This window comes from Bowdeniella nasicola (assembly GCF_900107735.1).
Classification (GTDB): domain Bacteria; phylum Actinomycetota; class Actinomycetes; order Actinomycetales; family Actinomycetaceae; genus Bowdeniella; species Bowdeniella massiliensis.
Genome location: NZ_FNQV01000004.1, coordinates 1 through 18,447 on the forward strand (window position 1 = coordinate 1; position 18,447 = coordinate 18,447).

At 65.8% G+C, this 18,447-nt stretch carries 22 protein-coding genes; 12 read left to right on the forward strand and 10 right to left on the reverse strand.

Translation table 11 applies throughout. From position 1 onward, the window contains the following. From BLU67_RS03420 to BLU67_RS03425, 3 genes are all read right to left on the reverse strand, one after another. On the reverse strand, positions 1–279 hold a 279-nt coding region (locus BLU67_RS03420; protein WP_176780696.1), incomplete at its 3' end, for a transposase. Positions 280–654: 375 nt separating this feature from the next. Next, on the reverse strand, positions 655–792 hold the full coding sequence (locus tag BLU67_RS12225; RefSeq protein WP_176780685.1) for a hypothetical protein: 138 nt from the start codon (positions 790–792) through the stop codon (positions 655–657). A gap of 249 nt (positions 793–1,041) precedes the next feature. Next, positions 1,042–1,779: a hypothetical protein gene (locus tag BLU67_RS03425; RefSeq protein ID WP_143027324.1), complete on the reverse strand. Its 738-nt coding sequence runs from the start codon at positions 1,777–1,779 to the stop codon at positions 1,042–1,044. Between the two features lie 144 nt (positions 1,780–1,923). Here BLU67_RS03425 and BLU67_RS03430 point away from each other — a divergent pair, with 144 nt between their 5' ends. Continuing rightward, on the forward strand, positions 1,924–2,538 hold the full coding sequence (locus BLU67_RS03430) for a LytR C-terminal domain-containing protein (protein WP_176780686.1): 615 nt from the start codon (positions 1,924–1,926) through the stop codon (positions 2,536–2,538). A gap of 3 nt (positions 2,539–2,541) precedes the next feature. On the opposite strand, the gene BLU67_RS03435 is transcribed toward BLU67_RS03430, so the two are convergent. Continuing rightward, the gene (locus BLU67_RS03435) at positions 2,542–3,924 is read right to left on the reverse strand and encodes a uracil-xanthine permease family protein (RefSeq protein ID WP_092562195.1); all 1,383 of its coding nucleotides are present in this window, start codon (positions 3,922–3,924) and stop codon (positions 2,542–2,544) included. Between the two features lie 92 nt (positions 3,925–4,016). Between BLU67_RS03435 and BLU67_RS03440 the strand changes: the two genes are divergently transcribed. After that, positions 4,017–4,355: a DUF4190 domain-containing protein gene (locus tag BLU67_RS03440; protein ID WP_092562198.1), complete on the forward strand. Its 339-nt coding sequence runs from the start codon at positions 4,017–4,019 to the stop codon at positions 4,353–4,355. Further along, the gene (locus BLU67_RS03445; RefSeq protein WP_092562201.1) at positions 4,352–5,083 is read left to right on the forward strand and encodes a glutamine amidotransferase; all 732 of its coding nucleotides are present in this window, start codon (positions 4,352–4,354) and stop codon (positions 5,081–5,083) included. The genes BLU67_RS03440 and BLU67_RS03445 overlap by 4 nt, the downstream gene beginning before the upstream one ends. Here the strand turns inward: BLU67_RS03445 and BLU67_RS03450 are convergent. Both BLU67_RS03450 and BLU67_RS03455 read right to left on the reverse strand, forming a co-directional pair. Beyond that, positions 5,080–5,841, reverse strand: a complete 762-nt coding sequence (locus BLU67_RS03450; protein ID WP_222842361.1) for a CPBP family intramembrane glutamic endopeptidase — start codon at positions 5,839–5,841, stop codon at positions 5,080–5,082. The genes BLU67_RS03445 and BLU67_RS03450 overlap by 4 nt on opposite strands. After that, positions 5,838–6,839 (reverse strand): magnesium transporter CorA family protein, encoded by a 1,002-nt coding sequence (locus BLU67_RS03455; RefSeq protein ID WP_092562208.1) that lies wholly within the window; start codon positions 6,837–6,839, stop codon positions 5,838–5,840. Before BLU67_RS03455 ends, BLU67_RS03450 begins: the two co-directional genes overlap by 4 nt. Positions 6,840–6,866: 27 nt before the next feature. Between BLU67_RS03455 and BLU67_RS03460 the strand changes: the two genes are divergently transcribed. From BLU67_RS03460 to BLU67_RS03500, 9 genes are all read left to right on the forward strand, one after another. Next, positions 6,867–7,175 carry a thiamine-binding protein gene (locus tag BLU67_RS03460; RefSeq protein ID WP_092562211.1) on the forward strand — a complete coding sequence of 103 codons (309 nt, stop codon included), beginning with the start codon at positions 6,867–6,869 and terminating at the stop codon, positions 7,173–7,175. Beyond that, on the forward strand, positions 7,172–8,020 hold the full coding sequence (locus tag BLU67_RS03465; RefSeq protein WP_092562214.1) for a uracil-DNA glycosylase: 849 nt from the start codon (positions 7,172–7,174) through the stop codon (positions 8,018–8,020). Before BLU67_RS03460 ends, BLU67_RS03465 begins: the two co-directional genes overlap by 4 nt. A gap of 34 nt (positions 8,021–8,054) precedes the next feature. Next, positions 8,055–8,996, forward strand: coding sequence for a sucrase ferredoxin (locus BLU67_RS03470; RefSeq protein ID WP_092562217.1), 942 nt, complete (start codon positions 8,055–8,057; stop codon positions 8,994–8,996). Positions 8,997–9,069: 73 nt separating this feature from the next. Next, positions 9,070–10,602, forward strand: a complete 1,533-nt coding sequence (gene arc / locus BLU67_RS03475) for a proteasome ATPase (RefSeq protein WP_092562220.1) — start codon at positions 9,070–9,072, stop codon at positions 10,600–10,602. After that, positions 10,599–12,266 carry a proteasome accessory factor PafA2 family protein gene (locus tag BLU67_RS03480; protein WP_092562223.1) on the forward strand — a complete coding sequence of 556 codons (1,668 nt, stop codon included), beginning with the start codon at positions 10,599–10,601 and terminating at the stop codon, positions 12,264–12,266. The genes arc and BLU67_RS03480 overlap by 4 nt, the downstream gene beginning before the upstream one ends. Beyond that, positions 12,266–12,451 carry a ubiquitin-like protein Pup gene (locus BLU67_RS03485; protein ID WP_092562226.1) on the forward strand — a complete coding sequence of 62 codons (186 nt, stop codon included), beginning with the start codon at positions 12,266–12,268 and terminating at the stop codon, positions 12,449–12,451. Before BLU67_RS03480 ends, BLU67_RS03485 begins: the two co-directional genes overlap by 1 nt. Then, a complete protein-coding gene (locus tag BLU67_RS03490; RefSeq protein WP_092562230.1) occupies positions 12,448–13,863 on the forward strand; it encodes a proteasome accessory factor PafA2 family protein in 1,416 nt (471 codons plus the stop codon). The genes BLU67_RS03485 and BLU67_RS03490 overlap by 4 nt, the downstream gene beginning before the upstream one ends. Positions 13,864–13,865: 2 nt before the next feature. Then, entirely contained in the window at positions 13,866–14,792 is a 927-nt protein-coding gene (locus BLU67_RS03495) for a ketopantoate reductase family protein (RefSeq protein WP_092562232.1), read from the forward strand. Positions 14,793–14,836: 44 nt separating this feature from the next. Beyond that, entirely contained in the window at positions 14,837–15,226 is a 390-nt protein-coding gene (locus BLU67_RS03500; RefSeq protein WP_092562234.1) for a hypothetical protein, read from the forward strand. Here BLU67_RS03500 and BLU67_RS03505 read toward each other — a convergent pair. The 4 genes from BLU67_RS03505 to BLU67_RS03520 form a co-directional block, all read right to left on the reverse strand. Further along, on the reverse strand, positions 15,223–16,179 hold the full coding sequence (locus tag BLU67_RS03505; RefSeq protein ID WP_143027325.1) for a hypothetical protein: 957 nt from the start codon (positions 16,177–16,179) through the stop codon (positions 15,223–15,225). The genes BLU67_RS03500 and BLU67_RS03505 overlap by 4 nt on opposite strands. Then, on the reverse strand, positions 16,176–17,402 hold the full coding sequence (locus BLU67_RS03510) for an alpha-amylase family glycosyl hydrolase (protein ID WP_092562240.1): 1,227 nt from the start codon (positions 17,400–17,402) through the stop codon (positions 16,176–16,178). The genes BLU67_RS03505 and BLU67_RS03510 overlap by 4 nt, the downstream gene beginning before the upstream one ends. After that, positions 17,399–17,803: a DUF3151 domain-containing protein gene (locus tag BLU67_RS03515; RefSeq protein WP_092562243.1), complete on the reverse strand. Its 405-nt coding sequence runs from the start codon at positions 17,801–17,803 to the stop codon at positions 17,399–17,401. Before BLU67_RS03515 ends, BLU67_RS03510 begins: the two co-directional genes overlap by 4 nt. A 68-nt stretch (positions 17,804–17,871) precedes the next feature. Then, a complete protein-coding gene (locus BLU67_RS03520) occupies positions 17,872–18,303 on the reverse strand; it encodes an Hsp20/alpha crystallin family protein (RefSeq protein ID WP_092562246.1) in 432 nt (143 codons plus the stop codon). Positions 18,304–18,447: the final 144 nt, after the last annotated feature.

The following is an 18,447-nucleotide window of genomic DNA, read 5'->3' on the forward strand; positions in this document are numbered from 1 at the left end:
TTCGCTATGGACTGTTTTCGAAGTCGTACCGTTACGCGAATTCGCGTGCGCTGCCGCGTCAGCTGCGCCTTTCTCGTACCCCAGGTGGCTCGTCAGCTCCGCTTGCAGGCCACGTTCAAGAGCTGCTTTAACCAGGGCAGGCACGAAACCACCATCACCAGTCAGCTCCACCTCCCCCGCATCGATCTGAGCGAACAAGGCATCAAGCTGCCCCGAAGCTTTGAGCTGGTCAACCAGGTCCTGACCCGAAGGCCTACCCGGCAAAGATTTATCGAACATAGTCATGATAATCACCGTTCCTTCCGACACGGCTTACACAAACTATTTGACACCCCCCTCTGACCCCGGACGATCTCGCACCTCTCGCGCTTCTCCGGGGCGTGCAACTTCTGCCGCCCTTACCCGCCAACACGCTTCGTTCCCAGCTGCGGGATCTGCGGCACGAAAAGATCATCACGCACCTACCCATCCGAATTGGGCTGTTCCTTCGCGGCCCGGTATCCGCGAGAAATGAAACACACACCATATACCGCACACAACGCACGGCAGAGGAATACGACTCTGACACGATCACAATGCTCGTCAACCAATCCGATCAATTCGTTCGGTACCGGTCGAGTTGCTTCCCGAAAACACGCTCGCAGCTTTGATAAGCTAGGTTCCCTTCTTCACCTCGGCGATCTCGCGGCGCAAGCGCCAATTCTCCTCTGCCCTGTCAGTAGTAAAACCGGACTTTAAACCAGTATCGATCACATAGAGGCGCTGCCACACGCGCAGTGTCTCAAGGTTCACTTCCAGCAGCCCACCAACGTCACTGCAGGTCGCAGCCAGTGACTCGTGCTCACAACTGGTCTCAGCGAGCAGGCACTACCGGAGTTCGGGATCGACCTTGCTTGTATTCCCTCCCCCTACAAAAGTCGGAATCCTCACCAGGCCAATTTAATCTCCCTACTGGCACCCAAAGAAACACCCTCACCTACCAGGCACCGAACAGAACGCCTTCCAATGAGTTCATCATTAACGGATACAACCAAATCGCTACTAATCCCTCAAGCTCTCCGGAAACTGTGGGCATCGATCGATGACGTCACTTGGCGCATCGACGATACTTGCAGGCAATTTGTATGTTCGCTCTGCGAAGTAGCCGTCAACGAAAGCGCCCTTGGAAGGAAAGCCCGTAACGGTATAGCCCTCGCGAGCAAGGCATGGGATGGACTCATCCATACTCCACTGCCATAGCTCGCCGATTTCACGCTCATTCATCGGTGGACGCATCTTCTTCGGATACTGTCCGTAGCACGTATAGCGAGAGATATCGAAGGCCGCCGACTGACCGGCCGGGACTTCCACTTCCACCTCGTCAACATCGGGGAAGTACTTCGTTTGACTCCACCCCTGCTGCTTTAAGCACTCAGCGTAAGGGCCCATCGATTCCTGATACGCAACTAGGCTGACTGACGGCCGCTCCGGAGAAACTGCTCCCTCCGGAAGACTCGCAAGGACTTCTTCCCACATCACGTCTAGCATCTCTTGGTGCGTTTGCTCCGGAAAAGACCGTTCTCCGTTCGCATCGACTTTGACTTCAGGAAGGTCTTCCCGATTCACCCCGTCGTCGGACTGAATCGAGCTTTCGGCAGGCTCCGGAGAAGTAGAAGTCGATGCGCCGCCTGACGTGCAGCCAGCAATCAGCATTCCCAAAGTGGCGAAGACTAAGCCAGCCTTAAGCGCTCGCCAATGCGTCGGACAAGACTCGGTCGCCCTCGATGCTTGTTCGGTCATTCACTCATGCTATGCGGCGCATCACACTGGTGCCACCCCTTGACGCCACCGAGACCAAACCGTTACAGTCTCCACCAATTTTCCGGGTCGCATCGTCCTCAGGGTCGATCACATCAGGACCGTTTATCTACTACGGTAAATTCTGTGACCCCCTCAGATTCGAATCCGACCAAGGAACGTCATCGTCGCCTGTGGCAACGCCAGGCGGTGATCTTTGGTGGCCTCGGACTGCTCCTCGCGCTCGCGCTCGTGTTGTCTCTTGCTCAGTTCTCCGGATTGCTCCCTTCCCCGTTCGCGCGCGATTTCACCGTGCCAGAGGAAGAGGAGACCGGGAATACGACTGTGGCCGTATGTCCTCCGGCCGACTCGGTGCCGGTAGCGCTGAAAGATCTACCCGTAGATGTCTACAACGGGACGAGCCGCGTTGGCCTCGCGGGCGCAACTGCAAAGGAGCTCAAGGACCTCGGACTCAAGGTCGGTCAGACGGGCAACTTCGATGCGGGCTATCCCGGCACGGCCCTCATTCGCGTCAATCAGTCACAGATCGTTCAGGGCTACACCATCTCCCGATTGTTTCCCGATTCCGTCGTCACGCTCGAAGAGCGCGATACGGAGTCGATCGATGTCATCGTCGGCGATGAGTACAGCCAAATGGCGGGTGCTGATGCCGTCGGAGATAAGCCGTTCGTGGCCCCAGAAGGATGCAAAACACCGCCGGAGCCCCCTGAAGAGGAGGCCCCGGCGGAAGGTGACGGCTAGGAATTAGCGAGACTTGCGGACTCCGCGCCCGAAGTCCTCACCATTCAGCTCGACTCCGCCCGGCGCTGATGCCGGGGAGGCCGGTTCGAACGACGTCCCCCGCCAGCGGGAGATTGCCCGCATGACGTGGTAGATGATGATCGCGGCCGCCGAGCCGAGAGCGATTCCCTCGAAGCTGATCTGTCCCACGTTGATCGTGTAGTTCGCGATCGCGACGATGAGGGCGATAGCAGCGGTGTTGAGGTTCACGGGATCGGAGAAGTCCACTTGGCGCTGGACCCAGATCCGCACCCCGAGCATGCCAATCATGCCGTACAGGACGGTAGCTGCGCCGCCGAGCACGCCGGCGGGGATCGTCGCGATTGCTTCACCGAACTTCGGCAACATCGAAAGGCCCAGCGCGAAGAGCGCGGCACAGACATAGGCAGCGGTCGAGTACACGCGCGTGGCTGCCATGACGCCGATGTTCTCGGCGTAGGTCGTCGTGCCGGAGCCGCCTCCGGATCCGGCCAGCATGGTCGATACACCATCGGCGATGAGCGCACGCCCGGTGACATCGTCGAGATTGTCTCCCGTCATCGCCGCCACCGACTTCACGTGCCCGACGTTTTCTGCCACGAGCACGAGCACCACCGGGACAAAGAGGCCGAGGTAGCTCGGGTCGAATGCGGGTGCGTGGAACGCGGGAAGGCCAACCCAGGAGGCATCTCCGATGGCTTCGAAATTCACTTCGCCGCGAATGGCAGCGGTGACATATCCGACCAGAACACCGAGCAGGATGGACAGGCGTCCGACGATTCCCTTAAACAGGACCGTGATGAGCAGAATCGCGACAATGGTTATCACGGCGGTCACGGGCGCCTGCTTCACCCAGTTCCATGCGGCCGGCGCTAGGTTGAAGCCAATGAGGGCAACGATGGCGCCGGTGACGACCGGAGGCATGACCGCATCGATCCAGCGGACACCCGCGAAGTGGACGATGACACCGACGACCGCGAGCGTGAGTCCAACTGAGATGATGCCGCCCTGGGCGAGCGCCATCTTGTGTGGATCCAGGGCTGTCCCCTCACCGGGCACGAACCCGGTCACAGCCCCAATCGGGGCAAGGAGCGCGAAGGATGAGCCAAGGTAGCTCGGGAGCCTGCCCGCAGTCGTGATCAAGAAGATCAGCGTGCCGATTGCGGTGAAGAACAGCGTGGTTGAGGGCGGGAAGCCGGTCAACAAGGGCACTAAAAAAGTGGCCCCAAACATGGCCACTACGTGTTGTGCTCCGATCCCTGCGGTGAGAGACCAACTCAACCGCTCATGCGGGGTGACGATCTCACCGGGACCGATCTTTTTTCCGTCGCCGTGAAGCGTCCAGAATCCTTTGGTGGGGTTTGACATGGGTTTCCTCCGTGGTCGGCCGTGGCCTTTTTCCGGGAACACTGTACAACCAGCGCCGAGACTGCCCCCTCGACACGCCGTATGCTGAGCACATGACCCGCCAGCCGCCCGTATCTGACCCCGTGGACCTTGTGTTTCCTGGTACCGAAGATATAGACGCATCCGCCGTTTTTTCCGGACCGGGCTACAAAGCGCCCGAGATTAAGACGGAGTCCACGGCAGTGACGAGTTTGGTGCTGTCCCTCCTCTTCTTCATCCCTGCGCTACCGCTGCTGGGTGTGGTTTTTGGGGTCGTGGGACTACAACGGTGCGCCAACCGCCGCCGCAATGGCCAGGGGCTAGCAATTGCCGGCATCGTTATCGGCTCGGTTGTCACGGCAATACAGCTGATGGTGCTCTACCTGTACTTCTCCTTTATGGGAGCGGTATGAAGCCGTTTGTTCTGATTGCCACGCGTCCCGAGGACGAAACCGCCGACGCCGAATACGAACTCTTCTTACGTTTTGGAGGGCTAAAGGAAACCGAGCTCATCCGGATCCGGCTGGAATCTGAGCCGCTACCCGAGATCGACCTGTCAGCGATCTCCGGAATCATGCTCGGAGGCAGCCCGTTTACGGGCTCGATTCCGCGGGAACACAAATCCGACACCCAGATTCGAGTCGAGCACGAACTCTCGGGACTCCTGGATCGAGTAGTTCCCCAAGACATCCCCTTGCTTGGCGCATGCTACGGGGTTGGCACCCTCGGGCGGCACCAGGGCGGACAGATCGACTTCACCTACGGCGAAGAGATCGGCGCCCCCATTATGAGGATCACCGACGCCGGTCTTTCCGACCCACTACTGGAAGGGATCCCGCGCGAGTTCAGGTCCTTTGTCGGCCATAAGGAGGCCTGCTCGAAACTACCCGCGCACGCCACCTTGCTCGTGTCATCTCAGGCGTGTCCCGTGCAGATGTTTCGGATCAAGAACAATCTCTACGGCACGCAATTCCATCCCGAACTCGACATCCCCGGGATTCACTTGCGGATCGATGTGTACAAGGACGCGGGGTACTTCCCGGCCGAATCAGCACAAGAGGTCAAGGATTACACGGCAAAGTTCGACGTCTCGGCATCCCACAAGATCGTGCGTAACTTCGTCGATTACTACCGCCGCTAGAGCCAGGCGAGCCAGCTCTCGGGCAGAAGGGTATATCCGACGAAAGCCACCAGGTCGATCAGTGTGTGAGCAACGACGAGCGGCATGACGCGCCGCGTACGCCGGTAATACTCGGCAAAGACCACACCCATGACGACGTTGCCGATCCCCGGACCGATGCCCTGATAGAGATGATAGGTGCCGCGCAGCAGAGCTGACGCCGTAAGGATGGCCGGCACTTTCCAGCCCATCTGCTCCAGGCGCTCATACAGGTAACCAACGGCGATGACCTCTTCCAGCACCGCGTTTTTCAGCGCCGCCAGGATCAAGACCGGTACCGCCCACCAATATGACGGCAACCCCGCCGGCGAGACGTTCACGGTGATACCGATGAGCCGCCCCAGCAGGTAGAACCCGAGTCCCGGGATCCCGATGAGGGCGCCAAGCCCAATTCCGGCCAGCAGGTCACGCCCGGGACGACGACACTCGAATCCGATTCGGGCCAGTGCGCTCTTGCCGGAATCTGACAGGAAATACAGCGCTAGCACCACAGGCACGAGGGCGAAGCCAATCGCCAGCAGCTGGTAGGTCAGATCCAGATACGGGCGCGCGCTCAAGGACGTGTTCAACCCGGCGCTCTGCTGGCGCAGCGGCGTCGCAGCGGTCAGACGCGCGATGATATTGACGATGGAATAGATGCCCGATTGGCCGAGCGAGAGCCCAAGGACAATGAGGACTTCGGGCCCCAGGCGGCTCCGGCGCTCCCCTTGCTCGATCACAGCCAGTCCTTTCGCTTCATGACGACGTAGACGCTGGCCGAGAGCCCCACAACAAGGACAATCGAGGCGATGAGCCCGGCGGCATTACCTTCTCCCGGAAACGGCACGTTTTGTCCAAACCATCCGGTCACAAGCGTCGGGACCGCGATGATCGCGGCCCACGCCGCAAGCTTTTTCATCACCGTGTTCAGCCGCGAGTCCTGCAGCTGCAGATGAGTCTCCACGAGGTTTTGGATGACATCGCGCAGCGAATCGGTCCACTCGCTCGCACGCAAGACGTGATCCATGAGGTCTTGGAACCAGGGATCGGGCCGGTCGGCGAACTCGTGCCGGATCAGGCCGAGCACCACCTCGCGCATCGGCACCACGTAGCGCCGCAGCTTGGCCAGGTCCTTCCTGACCGCATAGGCCTTGGCCGAGAACTCGGGCCCAGGACCGCCCTCAGCAAACAGCTCGTCTTCGAGGTCTTCGAGATCACCGTCGATGAGCTGAATCGTCTCAAAGTGGCCATCCACGATGTAGTCAAACAGGACATGGACCAGAACACCGATGTCATCGGAGCTGCGAGCAGCCAGCTCTCGGTCCGCGTTGGCCATGATGCGCGGAATATCGATGTCCTCATCGAGCCGCACCGTCACGAGGCCATGATCGAGCAAGAACCCCGAGACTCGCGAGGTTTGCAACCGGCCCGCTTCCCGGTCCTCGGCCCGGCTTTCCATATCGGTGGCGTAGACGACGAAGAAGAGCCGGCCATCGATCTCGGTGAGCTTGGGACGCTCATGGGGTGCGAGCGCGTCCTCGACCGTCGTGGGATCGAGCCCCAACTCGTCGGCGAGGTGGCCGAGCTGCTCGGGGCTCGGTGCCACGAGATCGATCCAGCACAGCGTGCTTGGGTCTTCCAGGGCGTGGCGGATCGTCGCCGGCTCCAGGTCGGTATCGACGGGCTCACCATCGATCCAGGTACGGGCGTGGATCGCGGCGGAAGTGGCGGGACGCATGAAGACTATTGTGCCTACAGTTGAGGCATGCTTGTTGCTTTCTCTGTTGCCCCCTCCGGCTCCGCTGATGAATCCGGATCCGTGGCCAAGGCCGTCGCCGCCGCCGTCGAGGTCGTGCGTGCCTCCGGGCTTCCTAACCGCACCGACGCGATGTTCACGACGATCGAGGGCGAATGGGATGAGGTCATGGATGTCGTGAGGCGCGCGACCGAGGCCGTCGGCGCCTACGGTTCTCGCGTCTCGCTCGTCCTGAAAGCCGATATTCGCCCCGGTTTCACCGGTGAGCTCGATGGCAAGGTCGAGCGCCTCGAGGCCCACCTCGCCGAGCGCGAATGAGTGAGGCCGGCGAACCGCCGTGCCCGCTGCTCGCCCACCCCGGCACCGGCCAGCTGTTTGCCTCCCCCGTCCCTCCCGGCACGGGCTGGCCGGGCGATCCAGCTACCGCCGCGACGGCGGTGGCAACGAGCGCCGCTGAGGTCTCCCACCTCGCGACCTCATGTGAGGCGACCGAGCAGCTCGATGCCCACGTCACGGTGTGCCAGGCGTGCCCTCGCCTCGTCGCCTGGCGGGAAGACCATGCACGGGTAAAGCGCGCCGCCTTCGCCGATGAGCCCTACTGGGGACGCCCCGTTGCGAGCTTCGGCAACCCCGCCGCGCGGCGCCTAATCGTCGGGCTCGCGCCAGCCGCCCACGGCGGTAATCGCACCGGTCGCATGTTCACCGGGGATCGCTCCGGCGACTGGCTCTTCGCCTCGCTGTTCCGCGTCGGCCTCGCCTCCCAGCCCTCGAGCGAGGAGGCCGCCGACGGCCTGGACCTGTTCGGCGCGCGCATGGTGGCCCCCGTGCACTGCGCGCCACCCGCGAACAAACCGACCACCACCGAGATTGCGACGTGCGCGCCCTGGATCGAGCGCGAATTCGCGCTCATTCGCCCGATCGCTCTCCTCGCGCTCGGCGGTATCGCCTGGCAGTCCGTGCTGCGAACCGCTCGCGCGCTCGGCTGGCAGGTGCCGCGACCCGCGCCGCGATTCGGCCACGGCGCGGAGGTCGAGCTGGTGGCAGATTACGGCAGCGTGCGCCTTTTCGGCTGCTATCACGTCTCGCAACAAAACACGTTCACGGGCCGCCTCACCGAGGCCATGCTCGATGCCGTCATGACTCGATTCGCGTCCGCCTCCTGAACGGTTAATGTGGCATTAGGTAGGTGAGAACTGCGTGAGCGATAACGATAAGACCAGCGAACGCTGCTCGATGGGATCGGCGGGGATCGACGAGATCGCGGCGGGCACCGCGGCCCGCGCGACCTGCTGGGTCATGCTCGAACAGCCCGGCGCGTGGGGCCGTAAGGCCGTCACCCAATCGGACCTCGATCCGGAGCTCGGCGCCCGCATCGACGCGCTCGTGAGCTCCGTCGGCGGCCGCTTTGGCCTCATCCGAGAGCCCAATAAGCGCGTGAGCGAGAGCGATGACAAGCGCGTTCTGCTCATCGCGGGCGGACTGAGCGGCGAGCCGTGGCTCGTGCGCGGCACCGTCACGGATCCCGCCAAACTGGAGCGCCTGACGCCCGAGGCGCTGACCTCCCCCACCCCCGATGCGGTGCTCGCCCTGTTTTACCGGTTCGTTGTCTCTCGCGAGGCCGTCGCCCTCGTGTGCACCAACGGCACGCGCGACCTGTGCTGCGCGCTCGAAGGCCGGCCCGTGGCGATCGAGGCGGCGCAGCAGCGCGGCGGTCTCGTCTTTGAAACCTCGCACACCGGCGGTCATCGCTTCGCCCCGACGGGAGTACTGCTGCCGAGCGGCTTCACCTTCGCGCGAGCGAGCGCCGAGAGGGTCGTCGCCGCGATCGATGCGGGCTCGATGGGCATCATCGCGCCCGACCTGAACGACACGTGGCATAACCGCGGGATGTCCGCACTACCTCCCGAACAGCAGGTCGCGCTCGCCACGGTCCAGGAGCAACTCGGGGTCGCGCGTTTGACGGGTTGGCAGCTCACGACGCTATCGGCCGAGGCCGACCGCTGGCAGATCCGCGTGCGGCGCGAGGATACCGACGAACTCGTCGAGGTCATCCGCGATACGGCGGCGGGCGAGACGCGCCCGCTGTCATGCGGCGCCGAGGCCAAGCTCCTGGCGCGATGGCGCGCCACGATAATCTAGTACGACCGTCCCATTACCGCGGTTTTCGCGGTACCATAGCCGTATCCGCAATGGCGCATGTGAAAGGCGAACGATGAGCGAGACCGAAGACCAGCTCGCGCGCAAGAATGCCCGCCTCGCCCACGCCCTGTCCGCCGCCCGCCAGGAGCTTTCGAGCCTGCGCCAGGAGATCGACCGGCTCACCGCGCCCCCGCTCAGCTTTGGCACCTACCTGCGCACCGTCGACGCCCTCCAGCGCATCGTCGACATCTCCGCGGCGGGCCGCAAGATGCGCGTGGCCGTCTCCCAGCAGGTCCCGCTCGGCGGCCTGCAGGCCGGCACCGGCGTCATCCTCGATGACCACCTCTGCGTCATCGCCACCACCGAAGCCGAGGACACCGGCGATATCGTCGCCGTCGAACAGCGCCTGGATGACGACCACGTCCTCGTCATCGTGCGCGGCGAGGACAGCCGCGTCCTGCGCTTGGCCGGGGACCTCGCCCGCGAGCGCCTGCGCCTTGGCGACTCACTGCTCGCCAATCTGCGCGACGGAATCGCGCTGCGCCGGGTGCTGCGCGCCGAGGTCGAGGACCTGCTGCTGGAGGAGGTACCGCACACGCCGTGGGAGGCAATCGGCGGGCTATCCGAGGCGATCGAACAGATCCGCGACGCCGTCGAACTGCCCGTCACCCACCCCGAACTCTTCACCGAACACCGCCTGCGCCCACCGAAGGGCGTGCTGCTCTACGGCCCGCCCGGCTGCGGCAAAACCCTCATCGCCAAGGCGATCGCCACCTCGCTGTCACGAACCGCGGGCGCCGACGCCTACTTCCTCAACATCAAGGGCCCCCAGCTGCTGGACAAGTACGTTGGCGAAACTGAGCGACGCATCCGTCTCATCTTCGCGCGGGCCCGCGACAAGGCCGCGCTCGGCCTGCCCGTCGTGATCTTTTTCGACGAGATGGAATCGCTCTTCCGCACGCGCGGTTCGGGGGTCTCCTCCGACGTCGAGACGACGGTCGTGCCGCAGCTACTCGCCGAGATCGATGGCGTCGAGGAATTGCGCAACGTGATCGTCATCGGTGCCTCCAACCGCGAGGACATGATCGATCCGGCAATCCTGCGCCCCGGCCGCCTCGACGTCAAGATCCGCATCGACCGACCAGATGAGGCCGGCAGCGCCGAGATCCTCGCCCGCTACCTCACCGCGGACCTGCCAATCGCCGAGGCCGAGATCGAGGCCGCCGGGGGCGTCGCCGAGGCCGTTGCCGCCATGCGCTCGGCCCTGCTGGCCGCCATATTCACCCGCGACGAGCACACCGCGCTGCTGACGGTACGCCGCCGCTCGGGGGCGACCGAGACGTGGCACCTCGCCGATCTCGTTTCGGGCGCCATGATCGCCACGATCGTTGATCGCGCAAAGACGGCGGCGATCAAGACCTACCTCGAGACCGGCACGCGCGGGCTCAGCACGGATCACCTCCGTCACGCGCTGCAGCGCGAGCTTGCCGACAGCGCGGATCTGCCGGGGGCGAGCGACCCGGAGGAGTGGGCCCGCGTCATCGGGCGGGGCCGCGGCGGCGATCCCATCGTCGCGGTGATCCCCGTGGCCGGTGGTGACGCATGATCTCGGTCTCGCGCATCCAGGGCGTGGAAACCGAATACGCCCTGCTCGATCCCGCTGATCCGGACGCCGATCCGGAGGAATTGGCGACCAAACTGCTCTTCACCTACGCGCGCGCCCTGGCCGCCGAGGGCCAGCCGAGCCAACTCCACGTCCCCGCGGCCACCGGCCGGGCACTCGAGGCGGGGGCGGGCACGCGCTTTGACTACTCGGGCGAAGCCCCGGGATCCGACGCTCGCGGTTTCACCCACACGAACCTGCCGGCCGAGGCCCGCACCAACGAAGGCGCCGGCGCGGCGCTGACATCGGCCGCCACCCGCTGGGTCACGCGCCTGACCCCCTTTGAGGCGCACTACTACCGCGGCTCGGCGATCCACGGCCCGAACGGTGCGCGTCTGTACGTCGACCACTCCCACCCCGAATACGCCGCGCCCGAGGCCCTCGGTCCGCGAGAGGCCATGCGTTATGACCTCGCCGGCGATCGCCTCATGCAACGTGCTGCCGCCGATCTGCGCTGCGTGCTCGTGAAGAACAACGTCGACGGCAAGGGCCAAGCCTGGGGCGCCCACGAGTCCTACCTCATGTCGCGCGCCACCAGCTGGGACCTCATCACGGCAACCCTCCTGCCCTTCCTCGTCACCCGGCCCATCATCGGAGGCGCGGGCCGCGTCGGTATCGGGCGCCGCAGCGAAGAACCCGGCTTCCAGATCTTCGCGCGCGCGGACTTCATCGAGCAGGAAACCTCCCTGTACACCACCCGCGAGCGCCCCATCATCAACACCCGCGACGAACCGCACGCGAGCGGCAACCGGTGGCGCCGCCTACACGTCATCACCGCCGATTCCTCCGTTCTCGCGCCGACGATCCTGCTGCGCCTGGGAAGCCTTTCCGCCGTCCTATCCCTCATCGAGAACCACCCCGAGGACGCGGCCGACCTCGCCGAACGCTTCCGCCTCGCCGATCCGGTCGCCGCCGTGCGCACCTTCAGCTATGACCCGACGCTGTCGGCCACCGCGCCGCTGGCCGCCGGCGGGCAGGCGAGCGCCCTGCAGATCCAGCGCGCCTTCCTTGCCGCCTGCCGCGCGCATCGCTGCGATGCGGAAACCCGCGAGGTGCTCGACCTGTGGTCCGAGGCCCTCGACGCCCTTGCGGTCGGCCCGCACGCCGCCGCCAGCCTCGTGCAGTGGTGCGCGAAGTACGAGCTGCTGCAGCGCCTACGCGCGAAGTATTCCTGCGGCTGGGACGATCCGCGCATCGCGGCCGCCGACCTGCAATTCGCGATGCTCGATCCGGCCGCTTCGCTCGCCGCCGCCCTGCAGCGCGCCGGCACGATCCGCCAGAACATCGACGACGAGGAGATCGCGCGGGCCGAGCTCGCCGCCCCTGAGAACACGCGCGCCGGCGGCCGCGCCGCCTTCCTTGCCGCCTATCCGGACCAGATCTGGGCCGCGAGCTGGACCTCCCTCGTCGTGGACTCGGCGCGACCCCACCTGCTGCGCGTCACCCTGTCCGATCCGCACCACCCCACCGCCGCCGAAGCCCGCGCCGCGATCGCCGCGACCGATAGCGCGCTCGCCGCACTGACGCACCTGGGCCTCGATGTCCCACCCGATCCACACACCGAGGGCTGGGACGAAGGCATCTACCATGAACCCAAGGAGGAGTAATGGCCAAGCGCATCCAGAAAGAAACCACCCACGAGGACGCGGCCGAACCCATCGAGCCGCCCACGCCCGCCGGTCCTAACCCCACGGCCCAGGGCCTCGATCAAGTCCTGGCCGATATCGACGACGTCCTTGAGATAAACGCCCTGAGCTTCGTCCAAGGATTCGTGCAAAAGGGCGGCCAGTGAGCCCTGCCGGGCCGCTCACCCGTGCCTGCGGGATCGAAACTGAATACGGCGTGGCGAGCGCGCACCTGGCGCGGGTCCCCGACGATAGCGCCCCGCCCCTTGCCGCCGAGGCCGCGGTCAACGAGATTTTCCGCCACACGCCGCAGCGCCACCGCAGCGCGCACCACTTCTTAGCCAACGGCTCCCGCCTCTACGTCGACATCGGCTCCCACCCCGAATACGCCGGCGCCGAATGCCGCTACCTATCCGACGTGCTCGCCCAGGACCGCGCGGGCGACGCCATCCTCGCCGACATGCTCGCCACCGCCAACGCTGACCTCGCCACGCGAGAGCCCGCGGCGCGCATCCACCTGCTGAAATCAAACGCCGATGCCCACGGCAACACCTTCGGCTGCCACGAGAACTACCAGATTCGCCGTAGCCCCGAGCTGCCCACCGCCGGATTCGTCGGCTTCCTCGCCGCCCGCCAAATCCTCACCGGCGCGGGCCTGCTGCCCTTCCCCGGCGAGGTCGCCCACACCGAGCGCCCCACCTCGGCGCTCGCCCCGCTGCTGTTTTCCGCCCGCGCACCCTTCATGACAGCACCCACCTCCGCGGACCCCACCCGCGGCCGCGCCTTCATCAATACCCGCGACGAACCCCACGCGGACAAGACCCGCTGGCGCCGCCTGCACATCATCGCGGGCGACGCGGCCAGGTGTGAGGCGACGACGGCCGTCAAGGTGCTGCTCGCCGACGCCCTGCTCGCCCTGATCGAGGCCGGCGGCTGGGACCTGGTCGAATGCGAGCTCGCCGATCCGATCGCCGCCACGCGGGCCTGGAACCTGGACCCGAACTCGCCCGCCGAGCGCACCGGCGGCCGCTCGCCCATCACCTGCCCCGAGCTCCTCACGCTCGTGTGCGACCGGATCGCGCCCACCCTGCCCGACGATCCGCTCACCGCCCGTACCTTCGATCTCGCGCGCCGTGGCATTGCGGCCCTCGAATCGGGCGATTACTCGAGCGTGCAAACCGAGCTCGATTGGGCGATCAAGGCCACCCTCGCGCGCCACGTCGCCGCCTCGGCGCCCGAGGGCTACGCCGACCCGCGCGTGCTGCGCACGATGCTTGCCTTCCACGACATCTCCGATACCACGGGCCTCGCCGCGGGCCTGCGCCGCGCGGGCCTCATGGCTAGCTGGGTCAGCCCCGAAGAGGTCGCCGCCGCCCGCACCACCCCGCCCACGGGCACCCGCGCCCGCATCCGCGGCGCCTTCGTCGCGGCGTGCGCAGCGGCGGGCCGCTCCGCCTCCGTCGGCTGGGCCCACATCCGCCTCGACTCCCCACCACGCCCCCAGATCGATCTACCCGATCCGCTCTCCGATGACGACGCCCAAGCCGCAGCCCTCATCGCGGAGCTCACCGAAAGGTAGCCATGAAATTCCTCATTATCGGATCCGGCGCGATGGGCCTGTACTTCGCGGCCCGCCTCACCCAGGCCGGCCACCACGTCACCGTCCTCGCCCGCCCCACCTCAAAAGAAGCAACCGCCGTGCGCTTCACCCGCGGCGAGAACACCGGCACCATCGCGCCCCTCCCGATTGTCTCGAGCCCACCGCCCCGCGCGCCCGACTGCATCATCCTGGCCACCAAGGTCTGGCAGGCCCGCGAAGCCCTGCAGCGCATCGAGGGTCGCTACGATGCCCGCACGCCGATCCTCACCCTGCAAAACGGGATCGACGCCCCCATCATCGCGCGCGAGCTCTTCCCCGACGCGCCCATCCTCGCCGCCACCTGCGTCGTGCATGTCCAGTGCACCGCCCCCGGCGCGCTCACCCTCCTCGGGGCGGACGCCACCCTGCTCGTGGGGCTCTTCGATGCCATCGGCGACGCCGCCCCGATCGTCGCCGCGATCGACGAATCGGCGATCGCTGCCAGCCTCGCGCCCGACATCCACCTCGCGCTGTGGAAGAAGCTCGCCCTCATTGCCTCCTACGGCGGCATCGGGGCCGTTTCCGGGCTGCCTGTCGGCGTCACTCGCGACCACCCCGAGACCCGCCGGCTCGTGCGCGAGGCGATCACGGAGGCGGCCAACGTCGCGCGCGCCAGCGGCGTTAACTTCACCGACGCCGACGAGGAGGAGACATTCGCGATCTATGCCGAGTCCTTTGCGCCCGATGCGACGTCCTCGATGCAGCGCGATCTCGCGGCCGGTCGCCCGAGCGAGCTCGCCGCCCAAAACGGCGCGATCGTCTCGCGTGCCGCGACGCTCGGCGTGCCGGTGCCGATCCACTCCTTCATCTACCGCACCCAGCTGCCGCGCGAGCGCGAGGCCCGCCATCAGGGCCCTGGGGCGCAGTAGGCTAGACGTATCGGCAATGGGGCCGATGGGGAAAGGAGAAACCCATGGCAGGACGAGACTTTTCCGCCCATCTTCGCGGCAGCAGTGAGCCCTTTGGCATGTCGGTCCCGCTGGTGATCGACGGGGGCCTTGGCGCCGAGCTCACGGTGACGGCCGATTTTTCGACCAATGCCAAGGACGCCCCGAGCTTCACGTGCGCCTTCACCGGCGGCGCCGTCCAGCGCGAGGATCGCCCCCTCGCCGTCATCGGTGTAGCGCTCACCTCGGTGGGCACCCTGGAGTACGAGGATCCCGCGATGCTCGTCCCACTTGCGGCCTTCGACTCCGAGGACGCCGCGATCGAGCACGCCCATGCGGCCATCCGCGACCTCGACGAGGCGGCGATGCTCGGCCTGCTGCGCGAGGCCTACGGCTGGCTGTTTGCTGAACGCTAGAACTGCGGGATGACGGACAGGTAGATCGCGGGCCGACGCTCGCGCCAATTGCCCTGCCAGCCCGAGGCGCTGCGCACGAAGTCGGTGCGCTCCATCCGGATGGCGCGCACCTCGCGGTTATCGACCTCGAGGGTGGCCGGCAGCGGCCGCGAGGCCGCGACGTTACAGCTCGGCCCCGCATCGATCGGCTGCACGCCCGCAAGCGAGGTATCGCCCGCGAAGTCATCGCCGCGCGCCTCGGCGAGGAAGCGAGCGGCCGCGGCGATCTGCCGCACCCGCTCATGCTCGGGGATGTCCTGCGCCGTCACCATCGTCACGCCGGGCCGCGAGCCGCAGATCGTCACGAGGTGCCGATCGACCACGGCCCGCCCCTCCACGGTGTAGAGCGCCTGTAGCTCTGCCTGATCGATGCTTGCCACGTAGGGCGCGTCCGGGCTATCGGTCGGCGTAAAGGCGAGCCCGACGGCCTCGCTCGGATCCCCATAGGCGATGAGCTGGCAGGCGTCTGCCGGCAGCAATCGGATGCGAAACCCGACGTGCCGCCACACGCCGTAATAGCCCGAGCGGATGATCGGAATGAAGCGATCATCCGAGGGCGTCGTCGGTTCGAACCACGGATTGGTGGGCGCATCGCAGCAGCGACCGGCCAAGCGCGGCCCCTCGCCCGCGGGCACCACATCGGGCACGTGCGAGAGCTGGCGGGTAACCACGGCGTTCGGGATGGAGCGCAACTGCAGGCGCAGGTCCCACGGGTCGTAGGAGTCGTTGAGGTCCGCCAGGACATCATGCGCGAGAAGATCGAGCTCGCGCACGTTCGTGAGCTCCCCCGGCTCGACGTGGACCTCGCCCGCGAGGTCAGCGTAACTGCCATCCGCGCGGCGAAAGAGCACGCGGTCGCGAAACGCGACGCCGCCCGCAAAGCCCGAGGCAAGAATGACCGGATGCTCCATCATGCCTGATCCGCCCAGTAGGCGATGTCATGCGCGCGAACGTCGCGGTCACCGACGCGCGCCTGCTCATCGCCGATGTTGAGCGCGAGGTAGACGGGCGCGGCCGCCTCCTCGCGTGGCGTGAGCCGCAGCGCGAGCAGCGTGTTGGTCAGCTCGATGACCTCCAGGTGGGCATCGTGCAGCCAGCGGTGGCGGCGCCGGAAGCCGAATAGCTCCTGGTAGCGCGCCCGCAGGCCGCGTCCCAACTCGGATAGCTCCGCGGGCGAGGCCGGCAGCTGCGGCCGGATCTCCGCATCGCCCCCGAGCCGCTCGTACTTCGTGCCGGTAAAGCCGTCCTCGTCGCCGTAGTAGATGCTCGGCGTTCCGGGCACGAGCGCGAGCAGCGCCACCGCGTGGACCAGATGCCGCCGGTCGGTAAGCCGCGAGGCTATCCGTGTGACGTCGTGATTGGAGACGAACGTCTGCGGAATGAAGGTTTCAAGGAAGGACGCGTGCCGCGCCAGCGCATGTTCAAGCTCGTAGAAATTGGCATCGTTCAGCGCCGACCACGTCGCCTTCCACAGCTCGTACTGCGTCACCGAGTCGAATCCCGATTCCGCGACGATCGCCGGATAGTCCCCGTGGATGACCTCGCCGAAGATATAGAGCTCCGGGAAACGTTCGCGCACTGGCGGCAGGATCGTCTGCCACGTGGCGGGGTTCATGGCGTAGGCAGCATCCATCCGCCAGCAATCCACCCCGCGCTCCGACCAGTACGTCAGCACCTCGGCAACGAGCGGGCTTGCGGCCGGATAATCCAGGTTGACCAGGCCCGAGTGCCCTTCAAAAAATGTCGTCGACGGGTCATCCAGGCGATCCGCGACTAGGGCATGGCCGCGCCCGACGTGGTTGAACACCCCGTCGAGCCCAACCTTGATGCCCCGCTCGTGGCAGGCCGTGATGAGCTCGATGAGGTCCGCTTCATCACCGAGCCTCGAATCCACGCTGAAGTGATCGAGCGTGTCATAGCCGTGGGAATAGGAGGAAAAGACCGGCCCGAGCAGCAGCCCGTTGCACCCGATAGCGAGCAGGTGGTCGAGCCAGCCAATCAGATCCGGCAGCCGGTGGGCGATGCCGTCCGGCCCCGCGAGGGGGTCCTCGTCATCGCGGGTATCGGGCGCACCGAGCGCGCCGAGGGGAAAGACGTGCCAGAAGATGGCGTCTTTCACCCAGCCGGGCTCGCTCACTGCTCGCTCTTGGGTGCGATCGAGGGGTCAGCGTCGGACAGGAATTCGACGATGCGCTCGGCCTCGTCGTCCTCCCCGATCGCTGCGGCGGCCTTACCTAGCGCCATGAGCGCGCGCAAGAAGCCCTGGTTGGGCAGGTGATCGAAGGGGATGGGGCCGGCGCCGCGCCATCCCGCGCGACGCAGCGCGTCCAGGCCGCGATGGTAGCCGGTACGTGCATAGGCGTAGGCGGCGACGTCGTCGCGCTCGGCGAACGCCTGCTCCGACAGCAGCGCCCACGGCAGGGAGGATGCCGGATGCTGGCGGGCGACCTCGTGCGGGCTAGCGCCCTCCTCGATGAGGGGTGCCGCAGGATCTGCGGGAAGCAGCGTCGGTTCGGGGCGGAGCAGATTCTGTTTCATGGCCCCAGTGTCTCACTTTGGATAGACCTCGGGACGGGAACTGTGGAGAGTTCCCGTCCCGGGGCGCGTTATTCGGCGTCGTGCTCGATGGTCTGTCGGGAGCCGCCGTGCGAGACCTGAATCTTGCGCGGCTTGGCCTCCTCCGCCACCGGAATGGTGAGGGTCAAAACGCCATCGGCGTAGTCGGCCTCGATCTTGTCCGGAGCCACACCCTGGCCGAGACCAATCTGGCGGGCGAAGGTCCCCGTCGGACGCTCGTGGGTGAGCCATTCCAGATCCTCGCCGGTCACCGAGCGTCGCTCGGCGCGGATCGTCAGGGTCCGATCCTCGACGTCGATATCGATCGAGGACGCGTCCACGCCCGGCAGATCAATCTGGGCGACGAACTTATCGCCGTCCCGGTACAGGTCGAGCGGCATGCCCGGAGAGACCGGGGCCTGTCGCACGGATGCGTTAAACAGTCGATCCATTTCGCGGAACGGATCATAGCGAGTTGCCATCGTCGAAACCTCCAAGTCAGTGCTGCCCGGCGTTCCGGGCCGATACCCCATTATTGGCACTCGAGGACCGAGAGTGCCAGCCATGATCGCCCTGGGCGAAAAGTTGAGCCGCCTTCGCTCAACCTGCGGACGCAGTGCCCTAAA